Source organism: Paraburkholderia sp. USG1 (assembly GCF_031570135.1).
Classification (GTDB): Bacteria; Pseudomonadota; Gammaproteobacteria; order Burkholderiales; family Burkholderiaceae; genus Paraburkholderia; species Paraburkholderia dioscoreae.
The window spans coordinates 1-24,550 of record NZ_JAMWXW010000002.1 but is presented as its reverse complement, the minus strand read 5'-3'; the positions used below and the strand labels follow the sequence as shown (position 1 = coordinate 24,550).

The 24,550-nt window shown below is 60.8% G+C and carries 20 protein-coding genes and 2 pseudogenes; 12 read left to right on the top strand and 10 right to left on the bottom strand.

From position 1 onward, the window contains the following. The first annotated feature begins 5 nt into the window (after nucleotides 1–5). Nucleotides 6–419, top strand: a complete 414-nt coding sequence (locus tag NE850_RS02565; RefSeq protein WP_310698414.1) for a hypothetical protein — start codon at nucleotides 6–8, stop codon at nucleotides 417–419. Between the two features lie 22 nt (nucleotides 420–441). Here the strand turns inward: NE850_RS02565 and NE850_RS02560 are convergent, their stop codons facing one another. Beyond that, entirely contained in the window at nucleotides 442–1,428 is a 987-nt protein-coding gene (locus tag NE850_RS02560) for a LysR substrate-binding domain-containing protein (protein ID WP_310698413.1), read from the bottom strand. Between the two features lie 239 nt (nucleotides 1,429–1,667). On the opposite strand from NE850_RS02560, the gene NE850_RS02555 reads away from it, so the two are divergent. The 3 genes from NE850_RS02555 to NE850_RS02545 all read left to right on the top strand — a co-directional run bounded on the left by NE850_RS02555 (nucleotide 1,668) and on the right by NE850_RS02545 (nucleotide 4,933). Beyond that, the gene (locus NE850_RS02555; protein ID WP_310698412.1) at nucleotides 1,668–2,948 is read left to right on the top strand and encodes an aromatic ring-hydroxylating dioxygenase subunit alpha; all 1,281 of its coding nucleotides are present in this window, start codon (nucleotides 1,668–1,670) and stop codon (nucleotides 2,946–2,948) included. Between the two features lie 17 nt (nucleotides 2,949–2,965). Continuing rightward, nucleotides 2,966–3,487 (top strand): aromatic-ring-hydroxylating dioxygenase subunit beta, encoded by a 522-nt coding sequence (locus NE850_RS02550; protein ID WP_007177555.1) that lies wholly within the window; start codon nucleotides 2,966–2,968, stop codon nucleotides 3,485–3,487. Nucleotides 3,488–3,574: 87 nt separating this feature from the next. Continuing rightward, nucleotides 3,575–4,933: an MFS transporter gene (locus NE850_RS02545; RefSeq protein WP_165188556.1), complete on the top strand. Its 1,359-nt coding sequence runs from the start codon at nucleotides 3,575–3,577 to the stop codon at nucleotides 4,931–4,933. A gap of 276 nt (nucleotides 4,934–5,209) precedes the next feature. Here NE850_RS02545 and NE850_RS02540 read toward each other — a convergent pair. From NE850_RS02540 to NE850_RS02530, 3 genes and pseudogenes are all read right to left on the bottom strand, one after another. Beyond that, nucleotides 5,210–5,369 (bottom strand): annotated as a pseudogene (locus tag NE850_RS02540) (transposase domain-containing protein); the annotation flags it as partial. Nucleotides 5,370–5,463: 94 nt separating this feature from the next. Next, a complete protein-coding gene (locus NE850_RS02535; RefSeq protein WP_007177553.1) occupies nucleotides 5,464–6,645 on the bottom strand; it encodes a porin in 1,182 nt (393 codons plus the stop codon). A gap of 549 nt (nucleotides 6,646–7,194) precedes the next feature. After that, nucleotides 7,195–7,839, bottom strand: a complete 645-nt coding sequence (locus NE850_RS02530) for an HAF repeat-containing protein (RefSeq protein WP_007177552.1) — start codon at nucleotides 7,837–7,839, stop codon at nucleotides 7,195–7,197. A 346-nt stretch (nucleotides 7,840–8,185) separates the two neighbouring features. Here NE850_RS02530 and NE850_RS02525 point away from each other — a divergent pair, with 346 nt between their 5' ends. Next, nucleotides 8,186–9,241: a cache domain-containing protein gene (locus tag NE850_RS02525; RefSeq protein ID WP_007177551.1), complete on the top strand. Its 1,056-nt coding sequence runs from the start codon at nucleotides 8,186–8,188 to the stop codon at nucleotides 9,239–9,241. A gap of 215 nt (nucleotides 9,242–9,456) precedes the next feature. Here the strand turns inward: NE850_RS02525 and NE850_RS39390 are convergent, their stop codons facing one another. Together NE850_RS39390 and NE850_RS39385 are read right to left on the bottom strand one after the other, a co-directional pair. Further along, nucleotides 9,457–10,599 carry a thiamine pyrophosphate-dependent enzyme gene (locus NE850_RS39390; protein ID WP_405044794.1) on the bottom strand — a complete coding sequence of 381 codons (1,143 nt, stop codon included), beginning with the start codon at nucleotides 10,597–10,599 and terminating at the stop codon, nucleotides 9,457–9,459. A gap of 204 nt (nucleotides 10,600–10,803) precedes the next feature. Continuing rightward, nucleotides 10,804–10,962 (bottom strand): annotated as a pseudogene (locus NE850_RS39385) (thiamine pyrophosphate-binding protein); the annotation flags it as partial. Here NE850_RS39385 and NE850_RS02510 point away from each other — a divergent pair. Continuing rightward, a complete protein-coding gene (locus NE850_RS02510; RefSeq protein ID WP_269739913.1) occupies nucleotides 10,921–11,331 on the top strand; it encodes a LysR substrate-binding domain-containing protein in 411 nt (136 codons plus the stop codon). The pseudogene NE850_RS39385 and the gene NE850_RS02510 sit on opposite strands and share 42 nt — an antisense overlap. 204 nt (nucleotides 11,332–11,535) lie before the next feature. On the opposite strand, the gene NE850_RS02505 is transcribed toward NE850_RS02510, so the two are convergent. Further along, nucleotides 11,536–12,450 carry a glutaminase gene (locus NE850_RS02505; protein ID WP_007177549.1) on the bottom strand — a complete coding sequence of 305 codons (915 nt, stop codon included), beginning with the start codon at nucleotides 12,448–12,450 and terminating at the stop codon, nucleotides 11,536–11,538. Nucleotides 12,451–12,633: 183 nt separating this feature from the next. Between NE850_RS02505 and NE850_RS02500 the strand changes: the two genes are divergently transcribed. Continuing rightward, on the top strand, nucleotides 12,634–13,386 hold the full coding sequence (locus NE850_RS02500) for a helix-turn-helix domain-containing protein (RefSeq protein ID WP_035517231.1): 753 nt from the start codon (nucleotides 12,634–12,636) through the stop codon (nucleotides 13,384–13,386). A 22-nt stretch (nucleotides 13,387–13,408) separates the two neighbouring features. On the opposite strand, the gene NE850_RS02495 is transcribed toward NE850_RS02500, so the two are convergent. Further along, the gene (locus tag NE850_RS02495) at nucleotides 13,409–14,986 is read right to left on the bottom strand and encodes a DHA2 family efflux MFS transporter permease subunit (protein WP_310698411.1); all 1,578 of its coding nucleotides are present in this window, start codon (nucleotides 14,984–14,986) and stop codon (nucleotides 13,409–13,411) included. Nucleotides 14,987–15,223: 237 nt separating this feature from the next. Here NE850_RS02495 and NE850_RS02490 point away from each other — a divergent pair, with 237 nt between their 5' ends. From NE850_RS02490 to NE850_RS02480, 3 genes are all read left to right on the top strand, one after another. Next, the gene (locus NE850_RS02490) at nucleotides 15,224–15,883 is read left to right on the top strand and encodes a dienelactone hydrolase family protein (protein WP_310698410.1); all 660 of its coding nucleotides are present in this window, start codon (nucleotides 15,224–15,226) and stop codon (nucleotides 15,881–15,883) included. Between the two features lie 220 nt (nucleotides 15,884–16,103). Continuing rightward, nucleotides 16,104–17,156, top strand: coding sequence for a rod shape-determining protein (locus NE850_RS02485; protein ID WP_007177545.1), 1,053 nt, complete (start codon nucleotides 16,104–16,106; stop codon nucleotides 17,154–17,156). A gap of 273 nt (nucleotides 17,157–17,429) precedes the next feature. After that, nucleotides 17,430–18,215 carry an alpha/beta hydrolase gene (locus NE850_RS02480; protein WP_310698409.1) on the top strand — a complete coding sequence of 262 codons (786 nt, stop codon included), beginning with the start codon at nucleotides 17,430–17,432 and terminating at the stop codon, nucleotides 18,213–18,215. Between the two features lie 112 nt (nucleotides 18,216–18,327). Here NE850_RS02480 and NE850_RS02475 read toward each other — a convergent pair whose 3' ends face one another. Continuing rightward, entirely contained in the window at nucleotides 18,328–18,729 is a 402-nt protein-coding gene (locus NE850_RS02475) for a hypothetical protein (RefSeq protein ID WP_007177543.1), read from the bottom strand. Nucleotides 18,730–19,162: 433 nt separating this feature from the next. Here NE850_RS02475 and gltA point away from each other — a divergent pair, with 433 nt between their 5' ends. Next, nucleotides 19,163–20,461, top strand: a complete 1,299-nt coding sequence (gene gltA / locus NE850_RS02470) for a citrate synthase (RefSeq protein ID WP_165188543.1) — start codon at nucleotides 19,163–19,165, stop codon at nucleotides 20,459–20,461. Between the two features lie 221 nt (nucleotides 20,462–20,682). Continuing rightward, the gene (locus tag NE850_RS02465; protein WP_007177541.1) at nucleotides 20,683–22,956 is read left to right on the top strand and encodes an amylo-alpha-1,6-glucosidase; all 2,274 of its coding nucleotides are present in this window, start codon (nucleotides 20,683–20,685) and stop codon (nucleotides 22,954–22,956) included. Between the two features lie 332 nt (nucleotides 22,957–23,288). On the opposite strand, the gene NE850_RS02460 is transcribed toward NE850_RS02465, so the two are convergent. Then, nucleotides 23,289–24,347: a transposase gene (locus NE850_RS02460; protein ID WP_310698408.1), complete on the bottom strand. Its 1,059-nt coding sequence runs from the start codon at nucleotides 24,345–24,347 to the stop codon at nucleotides 23,289–23,291. Nucleotides 24,348–24,550 lie beyond the last annotated feature (203 nt).

Genomic DNA, 24,550 nt, shown 5'->3' with positions numbered 1-24,550 from the left:
GCGACATGGAGGTGCGCTGGATTTCTGTCCTTTACTGCATGCACCTCGCTTCGTTGGTCGTCGCGGTCGGAGTGTGCGCATGGCGCTTCGATACGGCCGGGACGATGCTGCTATGTGCCAGCGCATGGTTTCTGATTCTGGGTCGGGCAAGCGATCTCGGTGCGCCGTCCGATCCCGAAGCGGGCGGCCCGGAAACCCTCGCCCGTGACCTCGAAAAAGCGACGGCAACCCTCGTGTGTTTCGAGCGCCGCCAGGCGATGCTGAACGAACTGCTTGCCTATCCGGGGCTGACACGGCGCTGTGACGCGTTACACGAACTGCTGTTGATGTCATGGCGGCTGAACGCCGACGATCCGGACGTTGATCACGCCATCCATGACCTGCGCGAGCGTTTGCTCCAGAGTGAAACTCACGTGTAACCTGCGCGCGCCGCGCAGAGAGTCAGATGCTCTGTTCCGACAGTCGGGTCAGTGCATGTAGCTCGCGTTCGGCGCGCGCCTCCTCGAATGCCCACACCCGAAACGCTTCGACCGCCTCGCGTCGAGCCGCGACTTCATTTGAAATCAGGTCGTACCCATAGTGCAGTGGCACTTCGAGCGAAAACGGCTTAACGAGCTTACCGCTCGACAGCGCTTCGCGGGCGAGCGCGGGCGTGGTCACGGTTATACCGAGACCTTCGGCTGCGGCTTCGAGCGCCAGTATCGAATGCGAGAAATGCATGCCCGCCGCAGTGTCGATACCGGCGATCTGTTGCTCCCGCAGCCAGACATCCCAGTAAGAGTGGTGGTCGTACATCAAGCCGCGGTCATCGTGCAACAACGGAATACGCGCGAGTTCGGCGGGGCTCACGCCCGACGCGGGCACCTGCTGGGGCGCGCACAAGGGTGTAATGGTCACTGGAAATAGCGAGGTCACAGCAAATCCCGCGTAGTTTCCCGCGCCGAATGTAACCACGACGTCCAGTTCCTCGCACCACGACTGGAGCGTGCCTGAGTCGGTCGCGCGCGTTCCGCCGAGCGTGCGGTAGCCGAATTGGCGCATCCGGGTGGAGACGCGCACGTCGATATCGGGATGGCGGATCGCGAAGCGATGCAGGCGCGGCATCAGCCATCGCATCGCGAAAGACGGTGGCGCGAGCACCGTCAGCACGTCGCCCGCTCCCGCACTGCCGATCAGTTCGACAGCCTCCTTAAGCTTGCCGAAGCCGTCCTTCAGGCCAGGCAGCGCGACTTCGCCGGCACTCGTGAGCTCGAGGCCGCCCGGCAGCCGCCGGAACAGCTTCGTGCCGAGTGTCTCTTCCAGATTCTGAATCTGGTGGCTGACGGCTGTCGGCGTGACGTTCAATTCCTGAGCGGCACGCTTGAAGCTGAGCAGGCGTGCGGCAACCTCGAACGTCTTCAACGCAGTGAGCGGGACAGGGCGGCTCATGGCGGGGTGAATTTTTCTCAGTCAGTGGATGAAAAAACATCGGGTGACGCCATTTTATGGCGCCAATAATCTGGCGCTCAACAGTCGTCGCAGGCCATCGGAGGACGCATGCAGCCGTGTCACGAAGTCAGCCGCTCTGTGTCGTATGCATGACCCTTTTTCCGTGCATCCGGCATTGCGTCGACCCTGTTCTGCGCTTTCCCTCATAACTGGCGCCGTCCGCGCCAAAGGCACACCTGATGACCTACAGCAGTGACTACCTGCGTTCACTGGTACGGGAAGACCGCGTGCATCGCAAGATGTACGTCGATCCGGAAATTTTCGAACTGGAAAAGGAAAAAATCTTCAAGAAGGTCTGGATGTATGTCGGACATGAAAGCCTCGTCCCGGATCCCGGCGACTATTACTGCACGACGCTGGTCGGACAGGAAGTCGTATTGAGCCGCAGTCCGGACGGAAACATCAATGTCATTTTTAATCGCTGCGGTCATCGTGGCGCCAGGGTGTTGAACCGCAAGCGCGGCAACGCCAAGGTGTTCACGTGCATGTATCACGGCTGGGGGTTCAAACCCGACGGCACATTGGCCGGCGTTCCGATGAAGGCGGACTTCCCGGGCGGCGTGCTCGAAGAACGGGCGTCAGGTATGGTCGCGTTGCCGCGCGTGAAGAGCTATCGGGGTTTCGTGTTCGCATCGTTCAATGCGGATGTCGAGCCACTGGAAGATTATCTCGGTGAAGCGCGCCGCGGCATTGACGAACTGACGGACCGGTCGCCCGTCGGCAAGATCGAGTTTGCCTTTGGCTGTCATCGCTACCACTTCGACGGCAACTGGAAGCTGCAACTCGAGAATCAGGCCGACATGTATCACCCGGCGGCATGTCATGCATCGACGGTCGGCCCCGACGGACGACAGTTCCAACGGCGCGCCGGCAAAGAGGGCGGGGACGCGGCATTCTTCACGGCCAACGGCGAAGCGGTTGTTGCGCAGACGGGTGTGCGGGGCTTTCTGAAGGGGCATAGCTCGGAAGCTTCGCTCTTCGACAAGGAACAGTCGGGCGGTGTCTGGGACGAATATCGGGCGATGATGGTCGATGCATACGGCGAAGAGCGCACCAGGGACATTCTGAAAAATCGCCGCCATTCGATGACATTGTTCCCGAGCGTCGACATCCTGATCGCGCAGACTTCGGTGCGGGTCATCCGCGCCGTCGCGGTGGACCGGACGGAGATCGAAATCTGGCCGGTCAGGCTCGTGGGTGCGCCGGATGTGATCTCCACGGATCTAGTCAAGTACGTGAACATCACGCATTCCGCTTCGTCGTTCATTCAGAGCGACGATCTGGAAGCATTTGAACGCTGCCAGGAAGGACTAAAGACGGAAGGGGCCGAGTGGTTCCTCGTGGCCAAGGGACTCGGCGACGAAGTCGACGAAGGCAAGGGCGTGCTGTTCGGGCCGAGGTCGAGTGAAGTGGGACAGCGCGCGCAGCATGTCGCATGGCGCGACCTGATGGGCGCATGAGAGGCGCGGGAGTCACTATGAAAAACGAAATCAGCACGCTTTCCAAAATGCACTTTCTGCATCCTCGCGCGGCGCATGTGCGCGCGTTCATCGAAGCCGAAGCGCAACTGCTCGACGATCGCGCATTCGACGAATGGTACAACCTGTTCGCGGACGAAGCGGTCTACTGGGTGCCCGCTGACCGCGCTCAGCAATCATGGCTCGATCATGTGTCGCTCTACTACGACGACAAACATACGCTGAAAACGCGCGTGCAGCGACTCAATCACACGATGACGCACTGTCAGGACCCTGAGTCGCGGTGTGTGCGTGTGGTGTCGAACGTCACCCTGCTCGACGTGCAGGAAGACGAGACATGCTTCTCCGTCCGCTCGAAGTTCATCATGCTGGAAGATCGCTACGGCAAGTCGCAGCGCGTTTTTTGCGGCACGTATTCGCACACGCTCAAGGTACAGGGGGAAAGCTTTCGGATCGTGCTTAAACGGGTGGACCTGACGAACAGCGACCAGAGCTTCCCGAATCTCACGCAGCCCTTTTAATTATCGAAGTGCGCCGGCATACGCAACGCCGGCTGCCAGCCCGGCGCCGGTGTTCGGCCCTGTCATCTTTCAATTACGGAGTGAACCATGCCATCTGTTGTGCAGGGAAATGCCGGCGACATAGCGCTAGTTAAACAAGGAATGGTTGCGGAACATGTCGAGACGGAATCTTTGTATCGCAAGCTGACGTTTCGCCTGATTCCTTTTCTTTTCGTCTGTTGGGTCATCAACTACATCGATCGTGTCAACATCGGTTTCGCGAAGATCCCGCTATCGAAGGATCTTGGTCTAAGCGACGCTGCATATGGTTTTGGCGTCGGAATTTTCTTTGTCGGCTATATTCTCTTCGAGGTTCCCAGTAATGTCCTGATGGAAAGGATTGGAGCCAGACAAACGATTACGCGGATCATGGTGCTTTGGGGCGTGATCTCATGCAGCCTGGCATTTATCACTTCGCCGATGCAGTTTTACATCGCCCGCATGCTTTTGGGGGCGGCCGAAGCCGGTTTCTACCCCGGCATCATTCTTTATCTGACTTACTGGTTTCCGTCAGGCCGACGGGCACGTATCACCTCGCGCTTCCTTCTCGCCATCGCCGTTTCCGGTATCGTCGGCGGTCCCGTTTCCGGGTGGATTCTCCACAACATGGTCGGCACTCTCGGGCTCAGAAACTGGCAATGGCTTTTCCTGCTCGAAGGCATGCCTGCCATCATCGCGGGAATCATTGCGTATTTCTATCTCGACAACGGGCCTGCGGATGCAAGGTGGCTAAGTGAGTACGAGCGTGAAATCATCACTCGTAATCTGATGATGGACGAGTCGGAAAAATCCCAAGGGCACGGACATCGCTTCGTTCACCTTTTGCGCGATCCTCGCGTGTACCTCGTGATCCTCGGATATACCACGGTCCCCTTGATTGGAACGGTTCTGAACTACTGGACAGCGACGATCATTCGCCAGTCTGGCATCGGAAACATATGGCATATCGGGCTTCTGTCCGCAATCCCGTTCGTCGTCGGCGCGACGGCAATGCTCATCAATGCGTGGCATTCGGACCGTACGCTGGAACGCAGATGGCATTATTTCTTCGCCACGTTTGTCGGTGCCGTGGGCTGCGTTCTGCTTACGTATTTCAGCGATCAGTGGGTTATGGCAATAGCGTGTTTATGCCTTATTGGAGTGGCGTATTTCTGCGGGACAGGTACATTCTGGACGATACCGCCCGCATACTTCAATGGGGCTGCCGCAGCAACCGGTATCGCGATGATCAGCAGCCTTGGACAATTTGGCTCGTTACTTGCGCCGATGCTACTCGGCTGGCTTAAGACACATACCAACAGTATCTCTGGGGGGCTGTATGTCATCGCAGCGATCAGCGTGCTTGGCGGCGCGGCTATTGCGCTGGGTGTCCCCAGGCATGCATTGAGAGAGCGCCGATTGGAATGAATGACGCGCTGACTCACGCGACGCGGCGCGCCAGGACATACTTCGAATGCTTTCAACAGGACCGGTACGCCGGAACCTGAAGGACGCAGCTTGATCGCTATCATCACTTTAGCGGCGCCGAGGCTTGGAGTTGCCTGTTACGAGACAGCCTTCGTTGGCAACGAACTCGGGGAGTGATCCGTGAATGGTGGCGACCTCCGAGCAATCCACGCACACATAGACGTCGCGTACCGCGACGAATCGTAAGCGGCTAGGGAACGCGCCTTGACGGGTCTGCTAATCGTCGATCACAGCAGGTTGCCACGCGGTGTGGCAGTAGTGCCGCGATGTCACTGGCCTTGTGGGTCGGCACGCGCGTGAGGATGTCCTTCAGATAGGCATTCGGGTCGTGCCCGTTGAGTTGGGCCGAGCGTGTCAGGCTCATGATCGCGGCAGCGGCACCCGGCACGAGCTTTCGATTCGAACTGCCCGCATGAAAAAAAGCGGCACCGGAAAGGTGCCGCTTTGGAGCGCCCGCCGTTGCGCGCCGGCTAGAAACGGTGCCGCAAACCCAAAGCGGCGACGAACTGGTTTGCCCCGGATGCGCGCGAGAAGTTCGAGATCTGCGCACCCTGAATTCCGGTTCCTCCCAACTGGTTGGCGCGTTGATAGATGGCTTCCGCATAGACGTCGGTGCGGGGCGACAGGAAGTAGGTGTTGACGATGCCGGCCTGATGCCACTTTGGATAGCGCACGCCCGTCGGGGTGGCGAAGCGGCCGAGCGTGAACGTATAGCCTGCCGAAATATCCCACCGCGGGGTCACGGCGTAGCGCACGTTGACTTCGACGTTGTCGAAGCGCACGTCGTCGCCGGGAAGGCTGATGGCGGTATCAGCCACGTTGTTGATCGACGAAGCCTTGTCCAGCCGCGTTTCGCTCAGTATGAGACCGACCGCCACCTGGGTGAAGTGATAAAGGCCGCCCGCCGCCCAGGTGCGCTGCCGCGCCGCGTTGAACGGCGCGCCGGCCGGCTCGGCGCCGTTCGTATTGGCCGTCGCGAGGTTCGATGCGTTATTGAACTGGAAGTAGCCTGCGCCGAGGTCCAGATTGGTGTACTGATAGCCGAGACCGAAACTGTAGCCCCGGTTGTCCGCAAAGCCGCCCGCTTCGTTCGAGAAGCCGTACAGCGCCCCGAACTTTAGTCCGCCCAGCAGCGTCGGGCTCGTGTATTTGACTGAATTGTTCGTGCGTGTGTAGTTGTCGAGGTTGTCGTTGTCGAAAACGTGCGCGAAGGCTGTACCGCCGTATCGTGTTCCGCCCAGCGCGAATGGCTCGACGAACTGGACCACTTCGTCGAACTGACGACCGAATGTGAGCGTGCCTTTCGACTGGGAAGCAAGTCCCATCCACGACTGAAAACCAAACAGGCGGCCTTGTTGCGCGGCGGTGCCGTTCATCACGCTGAAACCGTTGGTCAGCGTGAAGACCGCGCTGAGATCGCTGGAGATCTGCTCGTTGCCCGACAAGGCCCAGCGGCTGATGTTGATGTCGCCGTTCTTCGCCTGCCAGGCACTTTGATGACCATTGGCGTTGCCGATGTCGCTGACGTAGGCGACGCCCGCGTCGATCGATCCTGACAGACGCACCGAGCTTTGTGCGTGCAGGGTCGGACTGATGAGCAAAAGCAAAACGGTTGTTGCCCGAATGTCTATTTTCAAATTTATTTTATTCATATATTAATATGAGGATTTGCGAGGGTTGCGATATATTTCGATGTGGCTACGCGGGGTTATTAATCCGAACATTCTATTTTATGGATTGCATTTTCTGTTTCCAGAAAATGCTTTCGTATATTTAGCTGCGGGCAGGATTTTGTGAGGTCTGGTCGTGTAAATGGCTGGTCGTCGGAATTGGGGACGTCCACGTTCCGGGGCAACGCATGACGTGGGCATATAGTCGACGTAGGCGCCGCGGCCGATAAAGCCTGTTTTCAGGAATAGTCTGTTATGGATTATTCAAATGCTGAGCCAGGCGCCCGGGCGTAGGGGGAATCGGTCTATCGCGGTAATCGCGATTACCAAATCGATATTTATTGGTTGACTGGTTTTTGCCGGATTGGTGCTGAAATAATAATTGAATTTCAATCCGCTGGATTGGAAAAACCGAAGTTGCGGCGCGCAATTAATATGCGATCACGTGAGGGCGTTGCCGATCGAAGAATGTGCGCGCGGGCGGCAGGAGCTTCGGTCATCAAGCGACCTGGGCTCTGACCGGCCAGGCCGTCACCGTTCTGGCCTCCAGAGAACAGCGTGCCACGGAGAGTAGGCTGTCGCGGAGTAACCGGCGATCTGACCGCGATTGTTGATCCCTTGAGCAATACTCTGGTTGCCGCCGGGGAGCATGCCGAGGTCTTTCATCACGCCGTGCTCGAACAGAAAGGCATGTGCGTACCCGCTCGCGGCAGTCGACGAGCCAACTATCTGGCCACGATCGTTGATCCCATAAGCGGCGCTGCTGCCACCGCCGGGGAGCGTACCCAGGTCTTTCATCACGCCGCGCTCGAACAGAAAGGCGTGCATGCTTCCGCTTGCGGTGGTCGACGAACCGACTATCTGGCCACGACTGTTGATCCCGTAAGCGGCGCCTACGGTGCCGCCGAGCGTACCCAGGTCGATTGCCTTGCCGTTCTCATACAGCGTGGCGTGCTGGTCGCCGCTCGCGAGGGTCGAATAACCGACAGCCTGGCCGCGCTCGTTGAGCGCGGGAGCCTGGCTGATATCGCCGCCTGGGAGCGTGCCGAGGTCGACGATGTGATGGCTTTGGGCTGCGGCCGGCTGGAATGCGGCGGCTGTAAACAGAGTGAAAACAGTTAGCGTGCGGCGAAGATGGTTTGCATTGCAAAATACATGGCGTATGGATCGGCTCATTGTCCGCTCCGCATGGTGGGAATGAAAACGTGCGCAGAAGTTGTTGATCAGTCTAGTCTAAGGAATGATTTGTTCAACGTTTATTAGTAAGGCAAATTAGTGACATGGAGGGCGGGGCAAGCTTTCGATATCGGGTGGCGGGGCTGCACGTCATGTCTCGGTCGGCACAATTGACGACAGAAAACGCACAGCATCGGTGCGCACGAAAATGGCGCATAAAATCTCCAGCTTATTAGCTTTTTGTCCTTAAGAAATGCGTTTCGAATGCCGTTAATCCGGATTAACTCTCCGAACCGGCAGGGCAGCCACGAGCGCCCATGCCTCGCATGCAACTGGGATACATAAGATGTCCGTAGAGCAGGCCAAACCACGTCAATCGTCAGAAGGCGCGATCATCGCCGAACTGACCCGCGAAGTGCGCAAGATATCGAGGGATAAGATCGCCGATATCGACATGATCAACCGTGAGGCGACCTATCTGGCCATCAACGCCTTGATCGAAGCTGCTCGGGCCGGAGAAGCCGGGCGCGGCTTTGCGGTCGTCGCCAACCAGGTCAAGAACGTGTCCGGTCGGATCGGACAACTTACCGGCGAACTCGGTAAGGAATTGGCCGGCCTCAGTGAACGTATGGTGACGGAACTCGAGCGACAGCAGGGCCAACGCCTGACCGACCTTGCGTTGAACATGATAGACGTGATTGACCGCAACCTCTACGAACGCTCATGCGACGTGCGTTGGTGGGCAACCGATACAGCGGTTGTCGATTGCATGACAAGCGATTCGGAGTCGGCTGCCGCGCATGCGGCAGAGCGACTGTCGGTCATCCTGGATAGTTACACGGTTTACCTCGACATCTGGGTGTTGGATACCGAGGGTCGCGTCGTTGCAAACGGAAGACCTTCGCTATTTCCGGTCGTGGACACAGTGAACGCGGTCCAGCATGACTGGTTCGCTGCGGCGCTCGCCACGCGGTCCGGCGATGAGTACGCAACCGCCAACGTGGACATCGCCGCGGAATTGAGCGGCGCGCAGGTTGCCACCTACGCGACGGCGGTTCGGGAGGGCGGAGCGAGTAACGGAAAGGTCGTCGGCGTTCTGGCCGTGTTCTTCGATTGGGCCAAGCAGGCGTCGACTGTCGTCAATAGCGTCCGGTTGACCGCCGGGGAACGGGACCGGACGCGCTGCATGATCATTGACGCAAGCGGCCGGGTGATCGCTTCCTCCGCAACAGCGGGCCGCGAAAATATGCGTTTCGACCTGCCGCCGAATACCGCCGATATCGGAACTTACCGTACGGCTGCGGGATCGCTTGTCGGATATGCTCTGACGCCCGGCTATGAGACTTATCGCGGTATGGGCTGGTTTGGGGTAATCGAACAACGGCCGGATCAAACACTGTAACCATGTCGCCGGCATGAACGAACGCGGGGCAGGTCATCTGCGACGGCGGCCCGCGGCCAGTGTCCACTGCGGGCAAGTGCGAACTTCTGTTGAAGGCCGCTGCATGCCCATTCGATGACTTTCGGCGGGATGCGAAATTCGGCCGCTGCAGCCGATCGGTGTGACCGGCCGCGCTGGAAGGATCGTGCCGCAAGGGCAAAGTGCCATACTAAGCACTACGCGGAATAGAGCGTATCGACTGACTGGTGGAGCTTCATCGAAAGCGGCGACGCTTCATATCGGCCTGCGATTACCTCGATGTAGGCCCCGGTGCCGCATGATTCAGCCGTGGCGATAGCCTGATCGAGTTCTGCGCACGTTGTCACGCGTGCGGTGAACCAGCCATCACAACCCATTGCCTCCGGAAGTTTCGAGTAGTTCCATTGTGCCAGGTCGTTGTAGTACGACTCGGGGTTTTTGCAAAGCAGCCTCTCGATGAGGTAGCCATCGTTGTTCAATACAAAGATGATCGGTTTAAGACCGAATCGATGAAACTGGCTAATCTCTTGCGCGGTGAGTTGATGAGATCCTTCGCCGGTAATCAGAATGGTTCTGCGATGAGGGGCGGCGATCGCGGCGCCGAATGCCGCCGGCGTCGCCCACCCGATTGCACCCCATAGCGTCTGGTTCTGGAAGGTCGCTCCCTTGGGCATGTGAGCAAAACCGAGTCCCATTGATGTCGTTCCCGTCTCGGCGATCACAATATCGTTCGGCTTTAACATCTGTTGCCACCGCGGATAGAGATACCCGGCGGTGACCGGACCGTCAAGATTGCCGACGGGTGCTTCCTGTCCTTGCACTGCCGGCGCAGGCACCTCCTTGCGGGGAATTCTCCGGGCCAGTTCGGTCAGCACGTCTTCCATGCGCACATTGTCGTAGGACGCGTTGCCGACGCGAACCGCGCGGGGCATGATATTGATGCTCTTCGAGCGGTCGATCCGCGCGGTGAATGAACCGGAGTTGAAGTCGGTCAGCATGGCGCCGATGCCCATCACGCAATCGCATCCCTCCACAAAGGCGCACACCCGTTCGTTCATCAGCTTGCCGTCATACATGCCGATGTAGTTCGGGTGCGACTCGTCGAGGACGCATTTGTCCATGAACATCGTCGTGAAAGGGAGGTTGGAAGCGTTGACGACGGCCAGTGCCTTGTCTGCGAGTCCGGCCCGCGATACGAGAATCCCCGGGACAATGCACGCCGTCCTGCTTGAACCCAATGCATCGACGATCGCTGTAACCGCCGCATTCAGCAAGGCGGGATCGGTCGCGGGACTGGCCCGGTGATCGGCAGCGGGTACGACCGTATCGACGACCGGCATATTTGCGTAATCCGAAGGAAAGCCCAGGTAGACTGGTCGGCGCTCTTGCAGAGCGGCGGCGATCAGGCGCCCAGTTTCCGCGATACAGTTCTCGGGAGTCACAATGGCGCGCGCGCAAACAACCGGCGCGGCCATGTCATAGAAGATGTCGAATTCGCCGTTGCCCAGTGTATGGTGGACGAGTCGGCGCGCTTTCTGCACGTTGCTAGCCGGCATGCCGACCAGATGAAATACGGGCAGAAATTCTGCGAACGAGCCGGCGATTCCGTTGATTGCACTCAGTTCACCGACGCCGTAGGTGGTGCTGAGCGCCGCCACGCCGTGGATGCGCGCATATCCGTCCGCCGAATAAGCTGCGTTGAGTTCATTGCGGAATCATTTGTGACGTTCACGGAGGATTTCAGAATCAACGACCTGATCCGCAGCGCTTGCGGTGTTCATGGATTCGCACCAAGGACCGCAGGCCGCAGCAGTCACCTGGACCTCGTGATTGCAATGGTCCGCTCGGGGATGGGCGTGACTATCTTTCCACAAACGCTTTGGAACAGGATTGCGTCGCCGGAGCTGGTCGCGATCCCGCTCACCTATCCCAGGCTTTCCTACGAACTCGCACTCGTCCGGCGTTCCGGTAGCTACGTGAGTCGAAGCTGCCAGGCCTGGATCATGATCGCGTCGACGGCCCTCGGCTTCGATGTTGGCTCAGGCTTCATGAATCAGCCTGAATCGGCCTGAGATCGCGCGAGACCGCAACAGACGGCGTGCCGCCTGGCGGGATATTGCGTTCGCCAACGGCCTGCTGCACCTTGTGAATGGCCGTTGGCAAGACGACGCAATGAACGCCCTTATCAGATCGACTTCTGCCGCGGGAAAGAGTCAGCGCCGGTTACCCCCGCGCCCGAGAGAAATAACCCGCGAAGCCGCCCGCATTGGCGGCAGTCAAAAAATCGACTGCCCCGTGCAGGTCGTCAACCACTCCAACGCCAGCACACCCGCCAGCGAATTACCATTGCCGTCCAGCCCCGGCGACCACACGCATACCGCCATCTCGCCCGGCAGCACGGCAACGATCCCGCCGCCCACGCCGCTCTTCGCCGGCAAGCCGACGCGGTAGACGAAATCGCCCGCCGCGTCATAGGTGCCGCAGGTCAGCATCAACGCGGAAAGACGCTTGGCCGAACTCGTGTCGAGAATCCGTTCTCCGGTGGCCGGTATCACGCCGTGATTGGTCAGGAACAGCGCCGCTTTCGCCAACTCGACACAGCTCATCGAGATCGCGCATTGACGGCAATAAGCGTCGACCACCACTTCCGGCGGCATCTCCATGTTGCCGAAGCTCGCCATGAAATGCGCCATTGCGCGGTTACGGTGCGCGTGCTGCAATTCAGATTGCGCGACGCGCGAGTCGTAGTCGATGCTTGCTTCGCCCGTGAGCCGTCGCATGAATTCGACCAGCGCCGTCTCCGCCTGCACGAAACGGCGGCACAGCACGTCGGTGACGACCAGCGCGCCCGCGTTGATGAACGGATTGCGCGGTTTGCCCTGTTCCGCCTCGAGCTGAACCAGCGAGTTGAAGGCATTGCCGGACGGCTCGCGCCCCACGCGCTGCCACAACGCGTCGCCGAGCAGGCGGAACGCCATCGTGCAGGCGAACAGCTTGGAAATGCTCTGAATGGAGAAGCGCGTGTCGGCCTCGCCGGTGCGGAACACCTCGCCCGATGCCGTGACGATCGCCATGCCGAAACTGTCGTCGGGCACTCTGGCGAGTTCGGGAATGTAATCGGCGACCTTGCCGGAGCCCAGATAAGGCTGGAGATCACCGTGGATCTGTTCGAGGATGGATGCGTAGTTCATTGAGGAGGCGCGGTCCGTTGAAGCCGGGATTTTAGCGGCAAGCCGAAGCGATTTGTTTATGCGCCACGTCGCAACGCGGCGTGTTCCGGCACGATCCTCCACGATCCGGTGCCCGGCCGGCGCCTCGTTCCGGCTATGCTAATCTTGCTGCCTTTCCGGCACCAACCGGGCAAAACGGACACCATGATGGAGACTGTCGATCCAGACGGCGTCGAGCAACCAGCCTTCGTGATCGGTGAGCACCACGAGACGCTGGACGAACCTTTGGGCGCCTATCGTCGCGCACGGCTGATCCACGCGAGCGCCGGCGTGCTGATCGTGCGCACGGAAACCGAGCGCTGGGTCGTGCCGCCGGGGCACGCGGTATGGATACCCGCCGGCACGCTGCACCGCTTGTCCGCAACCGGCCCCGTTCAGTTCTGCTCGCTTTATGCCGGCGTAGATGCCGTGCCGCTGCCGCTCCGCAGCATCGCCATCGTGCCGGATCGACTGGTGGCAGCTTTACTGAGCGCCGCGGCCGATCTGCCGCACGCCAAACCGTTCGACGAACCGGCCGCGCGTCTCGTGCAGGTATTGCTGGACCGCCTGCCGGGTCTGCCTGTCGCACCGCTAGGGCTGAACTGGCCGCGCGATCCGCGTGCCCTGCGCATCGCCGATGCGCTGAGCACGAACCCGCCGGACTCCGCAGTACTCGAAGACCTGGCTGCGGCCGCCGGCGTGACGGCTCGCACGGCGGCGCGCCTGTTCGTCAAGGAAACGGGACTCACCTTTGGGCAGTGGCGTCAGCAGCTTCGCCTGCTGGTCGCGGTGGAGCGCCTTGGCGCGGGCGCGAGCGTCACGCAGGTGGCGCCCGAGGTGGGATACAGCGACGTGTCTTCCTTTATCGCGGTGTTTCGGGACGCATTCGGCGACACGCCCGCCCGTTATTTCCGCTAGCGCCATGCCATTGCCGCCGTTGTCAATGCGCGCCCGCTGCGTCCGGGCCGCCGCCGCCCTTGGCCGGCCGCGTGATCCAGATAAGCGGAATGATCAGAATGAAGATGACCGCCGAGATAAAGAAAATATCGTTCAGGCCCATCATGGCCGCCTGCGTGTTCACGGTGAAATCGAACAACGCATGTGCCGATTGCGGATTCAGATGCAGCAGCGACTGGGTCGAATCGATCTGCTGATTGAACGCGGGGTTGTTGATGGAGGCCTGCTCGGTGAGCCGTTCGTGATGCAGCACCGTGCGGTTGTTCCACTCGTTGCCGGCGATCGAGGTGCCCACCGCGCCGCAGAACACCCGGGCAAAATTGGACAGGCCCGCCGCCGCGGGAATCTTGCTCGGCGGCTGGCCGGACAGAATGATCGAAGTCAGCGGCACGAAGAACAGCGCCATCGGAATGCCTTGCAGCAGCGTGGGTAGCACCAGGTGCCACGTGTCGATTTCGATCACGTATTTCGAGCGCATGTAGAACACGATCGCAAAGCCGATGAACGCAAGCGTGGCGATCACGCGCGCATCCGAGCGCGGCAGCACGCGGCCCATGACCGGTGCGAGCAGCACCGCGAACACGCCGAGCGGCGCGGTCACGAGACCGGCATCGACGGAACGGTAGTTCAGGTACTCCTGCATCCATTGCGGCAGAAGCACGAGATTGCCGAAAAACACGCCATACGCGACTGAAATGGCAATCGTGCCGCCGAGAAAATTGCGCTGCTGGAAGAGCCGCAAGTCGACGATCGGATGTTCCTCGGTCAATTCCCACACGAGAAAGAACGAGAAGCTCACGAGCGCGGTGATGCCGAGAATCACGATCACAGGCGAGGCGAACCAGTCGAGGTCTTTGCCCTTGTCGAGCATGATCTGCAGCGAGGCGACCCACGTGATCAGCAGGCCGAGTCCGACCACGTCGATGGGCGGCTTGCGGGTTGGCGACTCGCGGGTGCGGTAGATCATCCATGTGACGCCGGCCGCGAAAATGCCGACGGGAATGTTGATGTAGAAGATCCACGACCAGCTGTAACTGTCGGTGATCCAGCCGCCGAGCGCCGGGCCCGCAATCGGGCCGACGGTTGCCGTCATCGCCCATAAGGCGAGCGCGGTGGAGGATTTTTCCTTCGGATACGAGCCGAGCAGAATGGCTTGCGACAGCGGAATCAGCGGGCCGGCCACGGCACCCTGGAAGATCCGCGCGAGCAGCAGGATCGGCAGTGTCGGCGCGATGCCGCATAACCAGGACGCCAGCACGAACATCAGAATCGCGCCGACAAAAAGCTTGATCTGGCCGATGCGTTGCGTGAGCCAGCCGGTGAGCGGAATCGACACGGCATTGGCCGCCGCGAATACCGTGATGACCCACGTGCCTTCGTCGACTGAAACGCCGAGGTTGCCCGAAATGGTTGGGATCGCAACGTTCGCGATCGACGTGTCGAGCACGTTCATGAAAGTGGCGAGCGCGACGGCAATCGTGGCCAGAACCAGTTGGCCGCCCTTCAGCGGCGGCGGTGGTGCGGGCGGCCCCGAAGCAGGCGCGGAGGTGGGCTGGCTCAAACGGTTCTCCGGATCGGTGTGCTGCGCATATGCTGCGTGGATGTTTATTCGTGCCCGCGCGATGCGTGCGGCCGCAGGTCCGATGAATGCTCGCAAAAGCATACCTGTATTCGCGTTTGGGCGTCATCGGTGCCGGTAAACCGCGGGGCGAAAACAAATCCGGCAGCGTATGCTCGCGGCTGAGGCCGCACGCAGGCGGAAATATCCACTACGAATCAACGAAGAGAAGGAAACGATATGGGTTGGGAACAATTCGAACACGGCTGGCGGCGCGCACCGGCGGCTGCGCCTGCCAAAGGTCTGGTGGTGCTGATGCACGGCGTCGGCAGCAATGCGCGCGATCTGATGCCGCTCGCGGACATCTGGAGCGAAAGCCTGCCGAACGTGGCGTTCACCTCGCTCGACGGCACCGATGCGTTCGACGGCGGCTTCGGCGGACGCCAGTGGTTCAGCCTGCGCGACGTCAACGAAGGCAATCGCGAGGCACGCGTGGCCGCGGCCTATCCGGCGTTGCGGCGCATGCTCGAAGTCGAGCTCGCGCACTGGCAGCTGCCTTTCGGGCGCCTTGCGCTGGTCGGTTTCTCGCAAGGTTCGATCATGGCGATGCACCACGCGGCGACCAGTGCGGAAGGCGCGGCCGGCGTGGTCGCGTACTCGGGGCGGCTTGCCTCGGTGATCGTCGCGCAGAACGGCACGCCGCTCACGCTGATCCACGGCGAAGACGACGAAGTGATTCCGGTGCAGGAACTCGAATACGCCGCCGACGCGTTCAGTAACGCGGGCTATACCGTGGACGCCTACGCACTGCCCGGCATTGGACATACCATCAACGCCGACGGCGTCGCACTCGGCCAGGAGGCGCTGGAACACGCGCTCGGCGCTTTGTCGCGCGGCTGACACGGCTCTGATTGAAAAGCGGCCCTAAAGAATTTGATCTGCTTGCCGTTAACTGCTCATTAGCATGAAAATCACCCCCGCCGCGCGGACCGCGCAATGTCCAGCAGGGCGTCCCCTCCAAAGGGGGCTGCCTGCGGGCGTACCAAGCGGCTCGGGTGACCGGGGGCGCATTTTCCAGACTGCCCGGTACGGGCGGATAACGACACATCAGAGCCTTCCTATGGCCAGACCGACGCCGTATTACCCGTTTTTCGATCGCTTGTTCCGCCAATCCGTGACGGTGGACCTCGGCACGGCCAATACCCTTATCTATACCGACGACGGCGGCATCGTGCTGAACCAGCCGTCCGTGGTGTGTTTCCAGAAAGAGGCCGCCGACCGGCCGAAGCGCGTCACGGCCGTGGGCACCCAGGCGCGCCAGCTTCTGGGCCGTGAGCCGGCCAACCTCGAAGCCGTGCGGCCCATGCGCCACGGCGTGATCGCCAACTTCTCCGCCGCCGAGCACATGATCCGGCAATTTGTCGACATGGCGCGGCCGCGGCCGTTCTTCAGCCGCCGCGCTGCGTTCACGTTGTGCGTGCCGGCGGGCGCGACCCAGGTCGAGCGTCGCGCGATCAAGGAAGCGGCCGTGGCGGCCGGCGCGTGGAAGGTGAGCCTGATCGGCGAGTCGCTGGCCTCGGCGGTCGGCGCGGGTCTGCCGGTGTCCGAGGCGATTGGTTCGATGGTGGTCGATATCGGCGGAGGCACGACGGAGGTCGGCGTGATCGCGCTCGGCGGCATGGCGTATAACGGCTCGATCCGCGTGGGCGGAGACAGCTTCGACATGGCGATTGTGAGCTACGTGCGCAATCTGTACGGCGTGCTGCTCGGCGAACAGACCGCTGAACACGTCAAGAAGAATATCGGCTCGGCCGTGCGCGACGTGCCGCGCGAGCATATGAACGCGACCGGCCGCAGCGTCGACGACGGTTTGCCGCGCACGGTTCAGCTGAGCAACCACGATATCGCCGATGCGATCGAAGGGCCGCTGCGCCAGGTGATCGGCGCGGTGAAGCGCGGGCTCGAGACGGCGCCGGCCGAACTGGTGACCGACATCGCCAATAACGGCATCGTGCTGACGGGAGGCGGTGCGCTGCTCGGCAACCTGAGCCGTCGCCTGACGAGCGAGATCGGCCTCGAAGTGCGCATTGCCGACGAACCGCTCACGTGCGCGGTGCGCGGCGCCGGCATGGCGGCCGCAGCCGGTCTGCTGGACGAACTCGCTTACGAATGAGCCCGCGCCGGATCTGCCGCGCTGGTGCCACGGCAATGCACCGAGCCGGCCGTTGAACCGGGCCGCCACGCGGATCGAGCGGCTGTGTGACAATACGCCTCGCGTCCCAATCTTAGGGACGTTTGCGCACCTGTTTTCCCCATTTCATTTCGAGCCGGCGCCGCTGCAATCACGCGTTGCCGCGCTGTCCGTGAACCGTTCGTGAATCGATCCGTTTCCATTTCACCGCCGCCTTCATCATCGCGTTTCATTGAATTGCGAAGCGGCTTGCACATGCCCTACGTGGAAGCCGGCGAGGGCGAGCTGTTGCTGTTCGTGCATGGCTCGCTGTGCGACTACCGCTATTGGCAACCGCGACTCACGGGTTTGTCGAAGCATTACCGTTGTGTCGCTGTGAGTCTCACGCATTACTGGCCGGCGGCCGATACGGACCCCGGCTCGCCGTTCAGCTGGAGCGAGCATGCAGACGAAGTGGCTGAATTCATCGAGCGATTCGGCGCGGGACCGGCGCATGTAGTGGGGCACTCGCGCGGCGGTTGCGTGGCGTTTCATTTTGCGCGCCGCCATGCGCAACACGTGCGCACGTTGACGCTCGCCGATCCGGGCGGCCCGTTGCAGATTGCCGGCCGTCCGCCCGCGAGTCTGCCGGAGACGGTCAACGCGTTGCGCTCGAAAGCGGCGCAACTGATCGAAAGCGGCGAGGTGGAGGCCGGCCTGCAACTGTTCGTCGATTCGGTTAGCCGGCCCGGCTTCTGGGCAATGAGCACGCCGGGCTTTCGCAGAATGGCGACCGACAACGCGCACACGCTCGCGCGCCAGTTCCGCGATCCGTTGCCCGCGTATGTTCCCGAGGAAGCCGCCGAGGTGCGTTGCCCAGTTCTGCTGATCGATGGCGAAAAGAGTCCTGACATGTTTCGCCGTACCGCAGCCGCGCTGCAAACATGGCTGCCCGATGCGCGCCGCGAAACCGTGCGCGGTGCGTCGCACGGAATGAACCTCGCGCATCCGTCGGCGTTCAATCGCTACGTCGATGAGTTCATTCGCTCCGTGAGGGCGTAATGGCCGCGTAATGATCGTGCAATCACGCACGATGAGTTTGTGCCAGGCGCCATGCGCTCGCGGCGATCTCCGCGCTCTGGCCCGGCACCGGCAACGAATCAGACGTTCGATCTCACGACTTGCGATGAGCGTCTTTGTCGAGCGCGTGTTCCGCCGCTTCGCCGACGAGGCCGTGGTAATACAGATGCACGCCGATCGCGAGCGAGTCGTTGCGAATTTCGTGGAAGGCTTTCCACGCTTTCACGGGGTCTTTGAACAGCAGATAGTGCGCTTCCTGCGCGATCAGATCCGCGACTTCATGCAGGCCGTGACCATGCAGCACGTTCACGAGCGTATCGAGGCTGCGGTGAGTGCGCGCGTCGGTACGCGGGTAGAGCATGTGCAATACCGCCACGTCTTGTGTTTTCAGCGCCGCCGACAGCGCGACGACGATATCCTGGTGATTCAACGCGGTGACGATGCTTTCGTCACTGTGGACGTGATCGGGAAATAGCGTTTCGAGAGAAGCGTTCATCAGGTCCTTCCGTTCTTCTGACTGATTAAAAAAGCCCGCCGCAGAGCGGCGGGCCAAAGACAGCGATGTGTTAGCAGGGGAAGCAAAACACGGATTCAGTATCGCAGATGCACCCACGACTTCGCAGCCCGGCTGCCGCAAAACATTGTTGCAGTAAGCGCTCCAGCTTTCATTTGGCTGGCGGGCTGCGAGCGGCGTGCGGCACATCGACTCGTACGACGTTTGGGCGCGTTTTGTGGCAACCTCTACCGCGTTCAGCGGGAAATCAGGCAACGAATGTTGCGTTGGTCGAGATGGATTGTTGCGGTCAATCGTCGCAATGCCGGGCTCTGTGGACTTTAAAATGCGGATCGGAGCCTGAGCATGCCAACACGTTCAACGACGATCGAGCATGCCGGCACGTGTGCGATGTGAAAGTAAAAGGAACAGTTAGATGAACTCGAAGACACACGCAACGCTGAGCTTTTCCGACAGCGACCAGACTATTGATCTGCCGATTTATCAGGGCACGCTCGGACCGGATGTGATCGACATCCGCAAGCTGTACGGCCAGACCGGCAAGTTCACGTACGACCCGGGTTTCATGTCCACGGCGGCATGCAATTCGGCGATCACCTATATCGACGGCGATAAGGGCGAACTGCTGTATCGCGGTTATCCGATCGACAACCTGGCACAGAACGCCGACTTTCTCGAAACCTGCTATCTGCTGCTCAAGGGCGAACTGCCGAACGCGCAGCAGAAGGAAGAGTTCGTCAAAACGGTCACGCAGCACACGATGGTGCACGACCAGATGCACTTCTTCTTCCGCGGTTTCCGTCGCGACGCGCACCCGATGGCGATTCTGGTTGCCGCAGTCGGCGCGTTGTCGGCGTTCTATCACGACTCGCTCGACATCAGCAATCCGGAGCACCGCGAAATTTCCGCGATCCGCATGATCGCGAAGCTGCCGACGCTGGTGGCGATGGCGTACAAGTACACCGTGGGTCAGCCGTTCGTTTATCCGAAGAACGACCTGTCGTACAGCGCGAATTTCATGCGCATGATGTTCGCCAATCCGACGGAAGAGTACAAGGTCAACGACGTGCTGGTGCGCGCGCTCGACCGCATCCTGATCCTGCACGCCGACCATGAACAGAATGCCTCGACCTCGACCGTGCGTCTCGCCGGTTCGTCGGGTGCCAATCCGTTCGCGTGTATCGCGGCCGGTATCGCGTGTCTGTGGGGTCCGGCGCACGGTGGCGCGAACGAAGCCGCACTGAACATGCTGGAAGAAATCGGCTCGGTCGACAACATTCCTGAGTTCATCGCGCAGGTGAAGGACAAGAATTCGGGCGTGAAGCTGATGGGCTTCGGTCACCGCGTCTACAAGAACTACGATCCGCGTGCGAAGCTGATGCGCGAAACCTGCCACGAAGTGCTGGAAGAACTGGGCCTGCACGACGACCCGCTGTTCAAGCTGGCAATGGCGCTGGAAAAGATCGCACTGGAAGACGAATACTTCGTGTCGCGCAAACTGTACCCGAACGTCGACTTCTACTCGGGCATCGTGCAGCGCGCACTGGGCATTCCGACCGCCATGTTCACGTGTATCTTCGCGATGGCACGTACGGTCGGCTGGATTGCACAGTGGAACGAAATGATCGCCGATCCGGAACAGAAGATCGGCCGTCCGCGTCAGCTCTTCGTGGGCGAGACGCAACGCGAAGCGAAGCCGCTCGCGAAGCGGTAAAGCGTCGCGGCTGACAGCCGCCTGACGCCCGCGCGGCGCTCTCACGAGGAGCGCCGCGCGATCCCCCTCTGCACGTCCTGTGCCACGGAAAAAACTGAAACTCCCATGTGATAAGTTCGTCTGACGCGGACAGACCCTCTACAATCGGAAGCGACCGGGCAGCACCCGCCACAACCGAATGTGACACTGAACGCAGAAGCGAACCCATAGGAGTGACACTGATGCAGCAGCCAGAAGCCCTCGGCGGCCTTTCGGGCGGAATCGACCACCGCGAACCCGAGCCGGACGGCGTATTCATCCCCACGGAAAACCTCAACGTCGCGAGCGCTACCCAGCACGTGCTGAAGTCGGGCGATACCTTCATCGTCAACGATCCGCTCGGCGATATCACCGGCCACGACGACGGCCTGTTCGTCAACGACACCCGTGTTCTCTCGCAACTGCGCCTCACCTTCGGCGGACGCGCGCCGTCGCTCCTGTCGGGCAGCGTCAGCAGCGACAACACCTCGTTCACTGCGCATCTGACCAATCGCCCGTTGCCGCCGCTCGGCGGCGACAGCACGCCCGAAGGCGTGATCCACGTCGAGCGTGTGCGGGTGCTGTCGGGCACCGTGCTCAACGAAGCCATCGAACTGACCAACTACGGCACGAGCGACGCGGTGGTGCCGCTCTCCATTTCGTTTGCCAGCGACTTTCGCGACATGTTCGAAGTGCGCGGCCTGAAGCGCGACAAGCAGGGCCGTGTCCAACCGGCGCGCGTCGAAAATCGGGAAGTACTGCTTGGCTATGTGGGCCTCGACGACGTGTCGCGCAATGTGCAGATCGCCTTCTCGCCGGAACCGGACAAACTCTTCGCCGACCGCGCCGACTACACCGTCAAGCTGCCGGCGCAGGCGTGCGTGTCGATTTATCTGTCGGTGTCCGTACAAGTGGTCGCGCGCGCGGACAACCCTGGCGCCGGTGTCTCGCAGCCCACGCATCCGTTGAGCGAAGCCCACCTGTCGCAGATCGACGCGGAGCGCCCGCGCGTCGGCCGCGCTGCCGTGCGCGCCGCGCTCGTCGACGCTCACCTGGTCATGCGCGAGCGCCGCCGCGCCACCGCGCGCGTGCGTTCGAGCAATCCGCTTTTCAATGCATGGATCGACCGCTCGCTCGCGGATCTGGGCCTGCTGACCACGGACCTCGTGACCGGCCCGTATCCCTACGCCGGCATTCCGTGGTTCTCGACGCCATTCGGCCGCGACGCGGTCATCACATCGCTGCAAACGCTGTGGTTGCAGCCGCAACTGGCGGCGGGCGTGTTGCGTTTTCTCGCGGAACATCAGGCGCGCGAGAACTCGCCGTTTCGCGACGCCGCGCCCGGCAAGATCATGCATGAGATGCGCAAGGGCGAAATGGCCGCCACCGGCGAGGTGCCGTTCGCGCTGTACTACGGCGGCGTCGACACCACGCCGCTGTTTATCGTGCTGGCCGGCGCGTATGCGGCACGTACGGGCGACAGCGCGTTGATCGACGAATTGTGGCCGGCGCTCGAGCGCGCGGCGCAGTGGGTTGCGGGCGTGTGCGACAAGAACCGCTACGGCCTGCTGGACTATCAGCGCGAGTCGGACGGCGGCCTGGCGAATCAAGGCTGGAAGGACAGCCACGATTCCGTATTCCACGCCGACGGCCGTTTCCCCGACGGCCCGATTGCGCTCGTCGAAGTGCAGGCCTATGCGAGCGCCGCTTTCGACACGATGGCTCACTTCGCGAAGGTGCGCGGCCTGCACGATTCGGCCGCGAAATACAGCGAGCGTGCGAAGAAGATCCGTCAGTGCGTCGAAGAAAAATACTGGATGCCTGAGTCCGGCTTCTACGGCATTGCGCTCGATGGCCACGGCGAACTGTGCCGCGTGATGGCTTCGAATGCCGGCCATCTGCTGGCGTTCGGGTTGCCCTCGCGCGAGCGCGGCGAATCGGTGGTGCGCGCGCTCGACTCCACGCTGTTCCACACCGGCTGGGGCGTGCGCACGCTGGCCGCGAGCCAGGCGCGCTTCAATCCGATGGCATATCACAACGGCTCGGTCTGGCCGCACGACAACGCGCTGTGCGCGCGCGGCCTGTCGCGTTACGGCGGCAAGGCCGCGGCGGTGCGGCTGCTGCAGGCGCTGTTCCAGGCGGCGGTCAACTTCGACATGCGTTTGCCTGAACTCTTCTGCGGGTTCCCGCGGCGGCGCGGCGAGCCGCCTACCGCCTATCCGGTCGCGTGTCTGCCGCAGGCGTGGGCCGCAGGTTCGCCGTTCATGATGCTCGAAGCGTGTCTCGGCATCACGATCGACGCCGAGCGGCGCGAAGTGCTGATCGAACAGCCGATGCTGCCCGAAGGCATCGACTGGCTCGAAGTGGGCGATATCCGGGTGGGAGACGCTTCGGTATCGATCACGTTCCGCCGGATCGGCGAGAAGGTTGTCGCCTCGGCGGAGCAGGGCGACGTGCGGGTGGTCGCGCTGCTTTGAGCATGCGGTAGCGCGTGGTGGCTCGCAAACCATACCTGTTCTAGGGGCGCGAGTTAAATGCTTGATAGTAAAGAGATTGTAAAAAATTCATGATGCGCGGCTCGCAAAGCAATCTGGCCTGCGCCGCGCGTGCTTCGAAATCGAGGTTGCAAACGAATGTTGGCCTGCAGTCGCAATCAATGTTGTCCTGCGTTGTGGCTAAACCATTAACGGACAGTCGATGTCCTCGGATTTTGGTGCAACGCGGAGAGTGCGAAGCTACCTGTTTCATATAGTGACGCAAAAAAAAGACCGCCCAATGGGCGGTCCTTTACGGAGTGGGGAATGACAGCTTACACTTTAATCGGTATTTGGTTGCCTTGCAGATTTTCGGCAAGTTGCAGGGACTGTTTTCTTGCTTCCATCAATGTTGTGACGACTTCGTCCCATCTCCCCGACCGTCGGCAGTTGCGATAGAACGAACTCACAGCTGATGTCGTCCCAAATTTTGAATTCGCCGAAGACCATCCGGCACCCGTACCAAGTTTTGTGAGAATTGCTCCGACCAAACTTCGGGCGCGACTGCCGGTCGTAAGTTTCGAGCCGCCGGGGAAAAGATGTTCAACGCGAGACCATTCGGCATCTGAAAGCTCCCAGCCAGCGACCCCTTTGAGGAGTTCGACGTCGGCTAGTACAGGGTTGAGGTGCTCCCCTGTGCGTCGGCGAGTCAGCCGGAATTGCTTCGGTTGCTCACCGGCCCATTCAAAAGGCAACTCGAGCGGAGTGCATGTGCTGATGTTCAATACAGACACAAAAAATCTATTTCCACGTAGCTGACCTCCGACCGATATATCTGCTTGTGCACTCGGTAGTTTGACTCCGAATACCCCGGATGCGGCGTTTCTGTAAACTGAGTCGAACGCGGCCCGAGCCGATGGGAAGCAGTACAGCCATTGGAGACGCGCGAAGGTTGTCTCGCCGACCGGGACATGCTGTCGCATCCTTCGGGGCAACAACGCAACAGACATCGACCCGTTGGCAACGGTAGGAGTGAGTAGCATGTCGAGTCCAGAAGGGCGAAACAGGTAGTCAAACACGGTTGCGTTTGGCCTGAACAACGCTTTGAGTACAACAATCGCAGGTACCACGAGGCGGAGTCCGTTGCAGTCGACGGCGAACACCTGATGCTTGTTTTCGGTGACGTCGACCTCGATTCCCGTCTCATCCAGATAATCTCCGGCGTCGACTGCTTCCCATCGTGAGAAGCACGTCTTCCCTGACATCTTGCTCTTGGGCGCAATGGGTGTATCGAGTTCCCACGTTGCCTCAAGGGTCGTCCATTCAAAGTCTCCGTTCACCATCGCTTTTGCTTTCAAAATTCCGTCTCGCCGTTCAATAGACTGCAGCCACATGCCCCACGCTCCATAGTTGTATGGAGCGTATAGCCACCGAAAGACGAAAGTTGCGGCGCTAGCAGTTAGCTAAAATGTAAGCACCCGGTGAAGTCATCTTGATTGGCTGGGGAGCGAGAGCGAGGATCGTGTCCATCTAAATTTTGAAATGGACAGATGTACACGATGGACGAGACCGGGGTGATGCAGGAGGTTGTGCAACC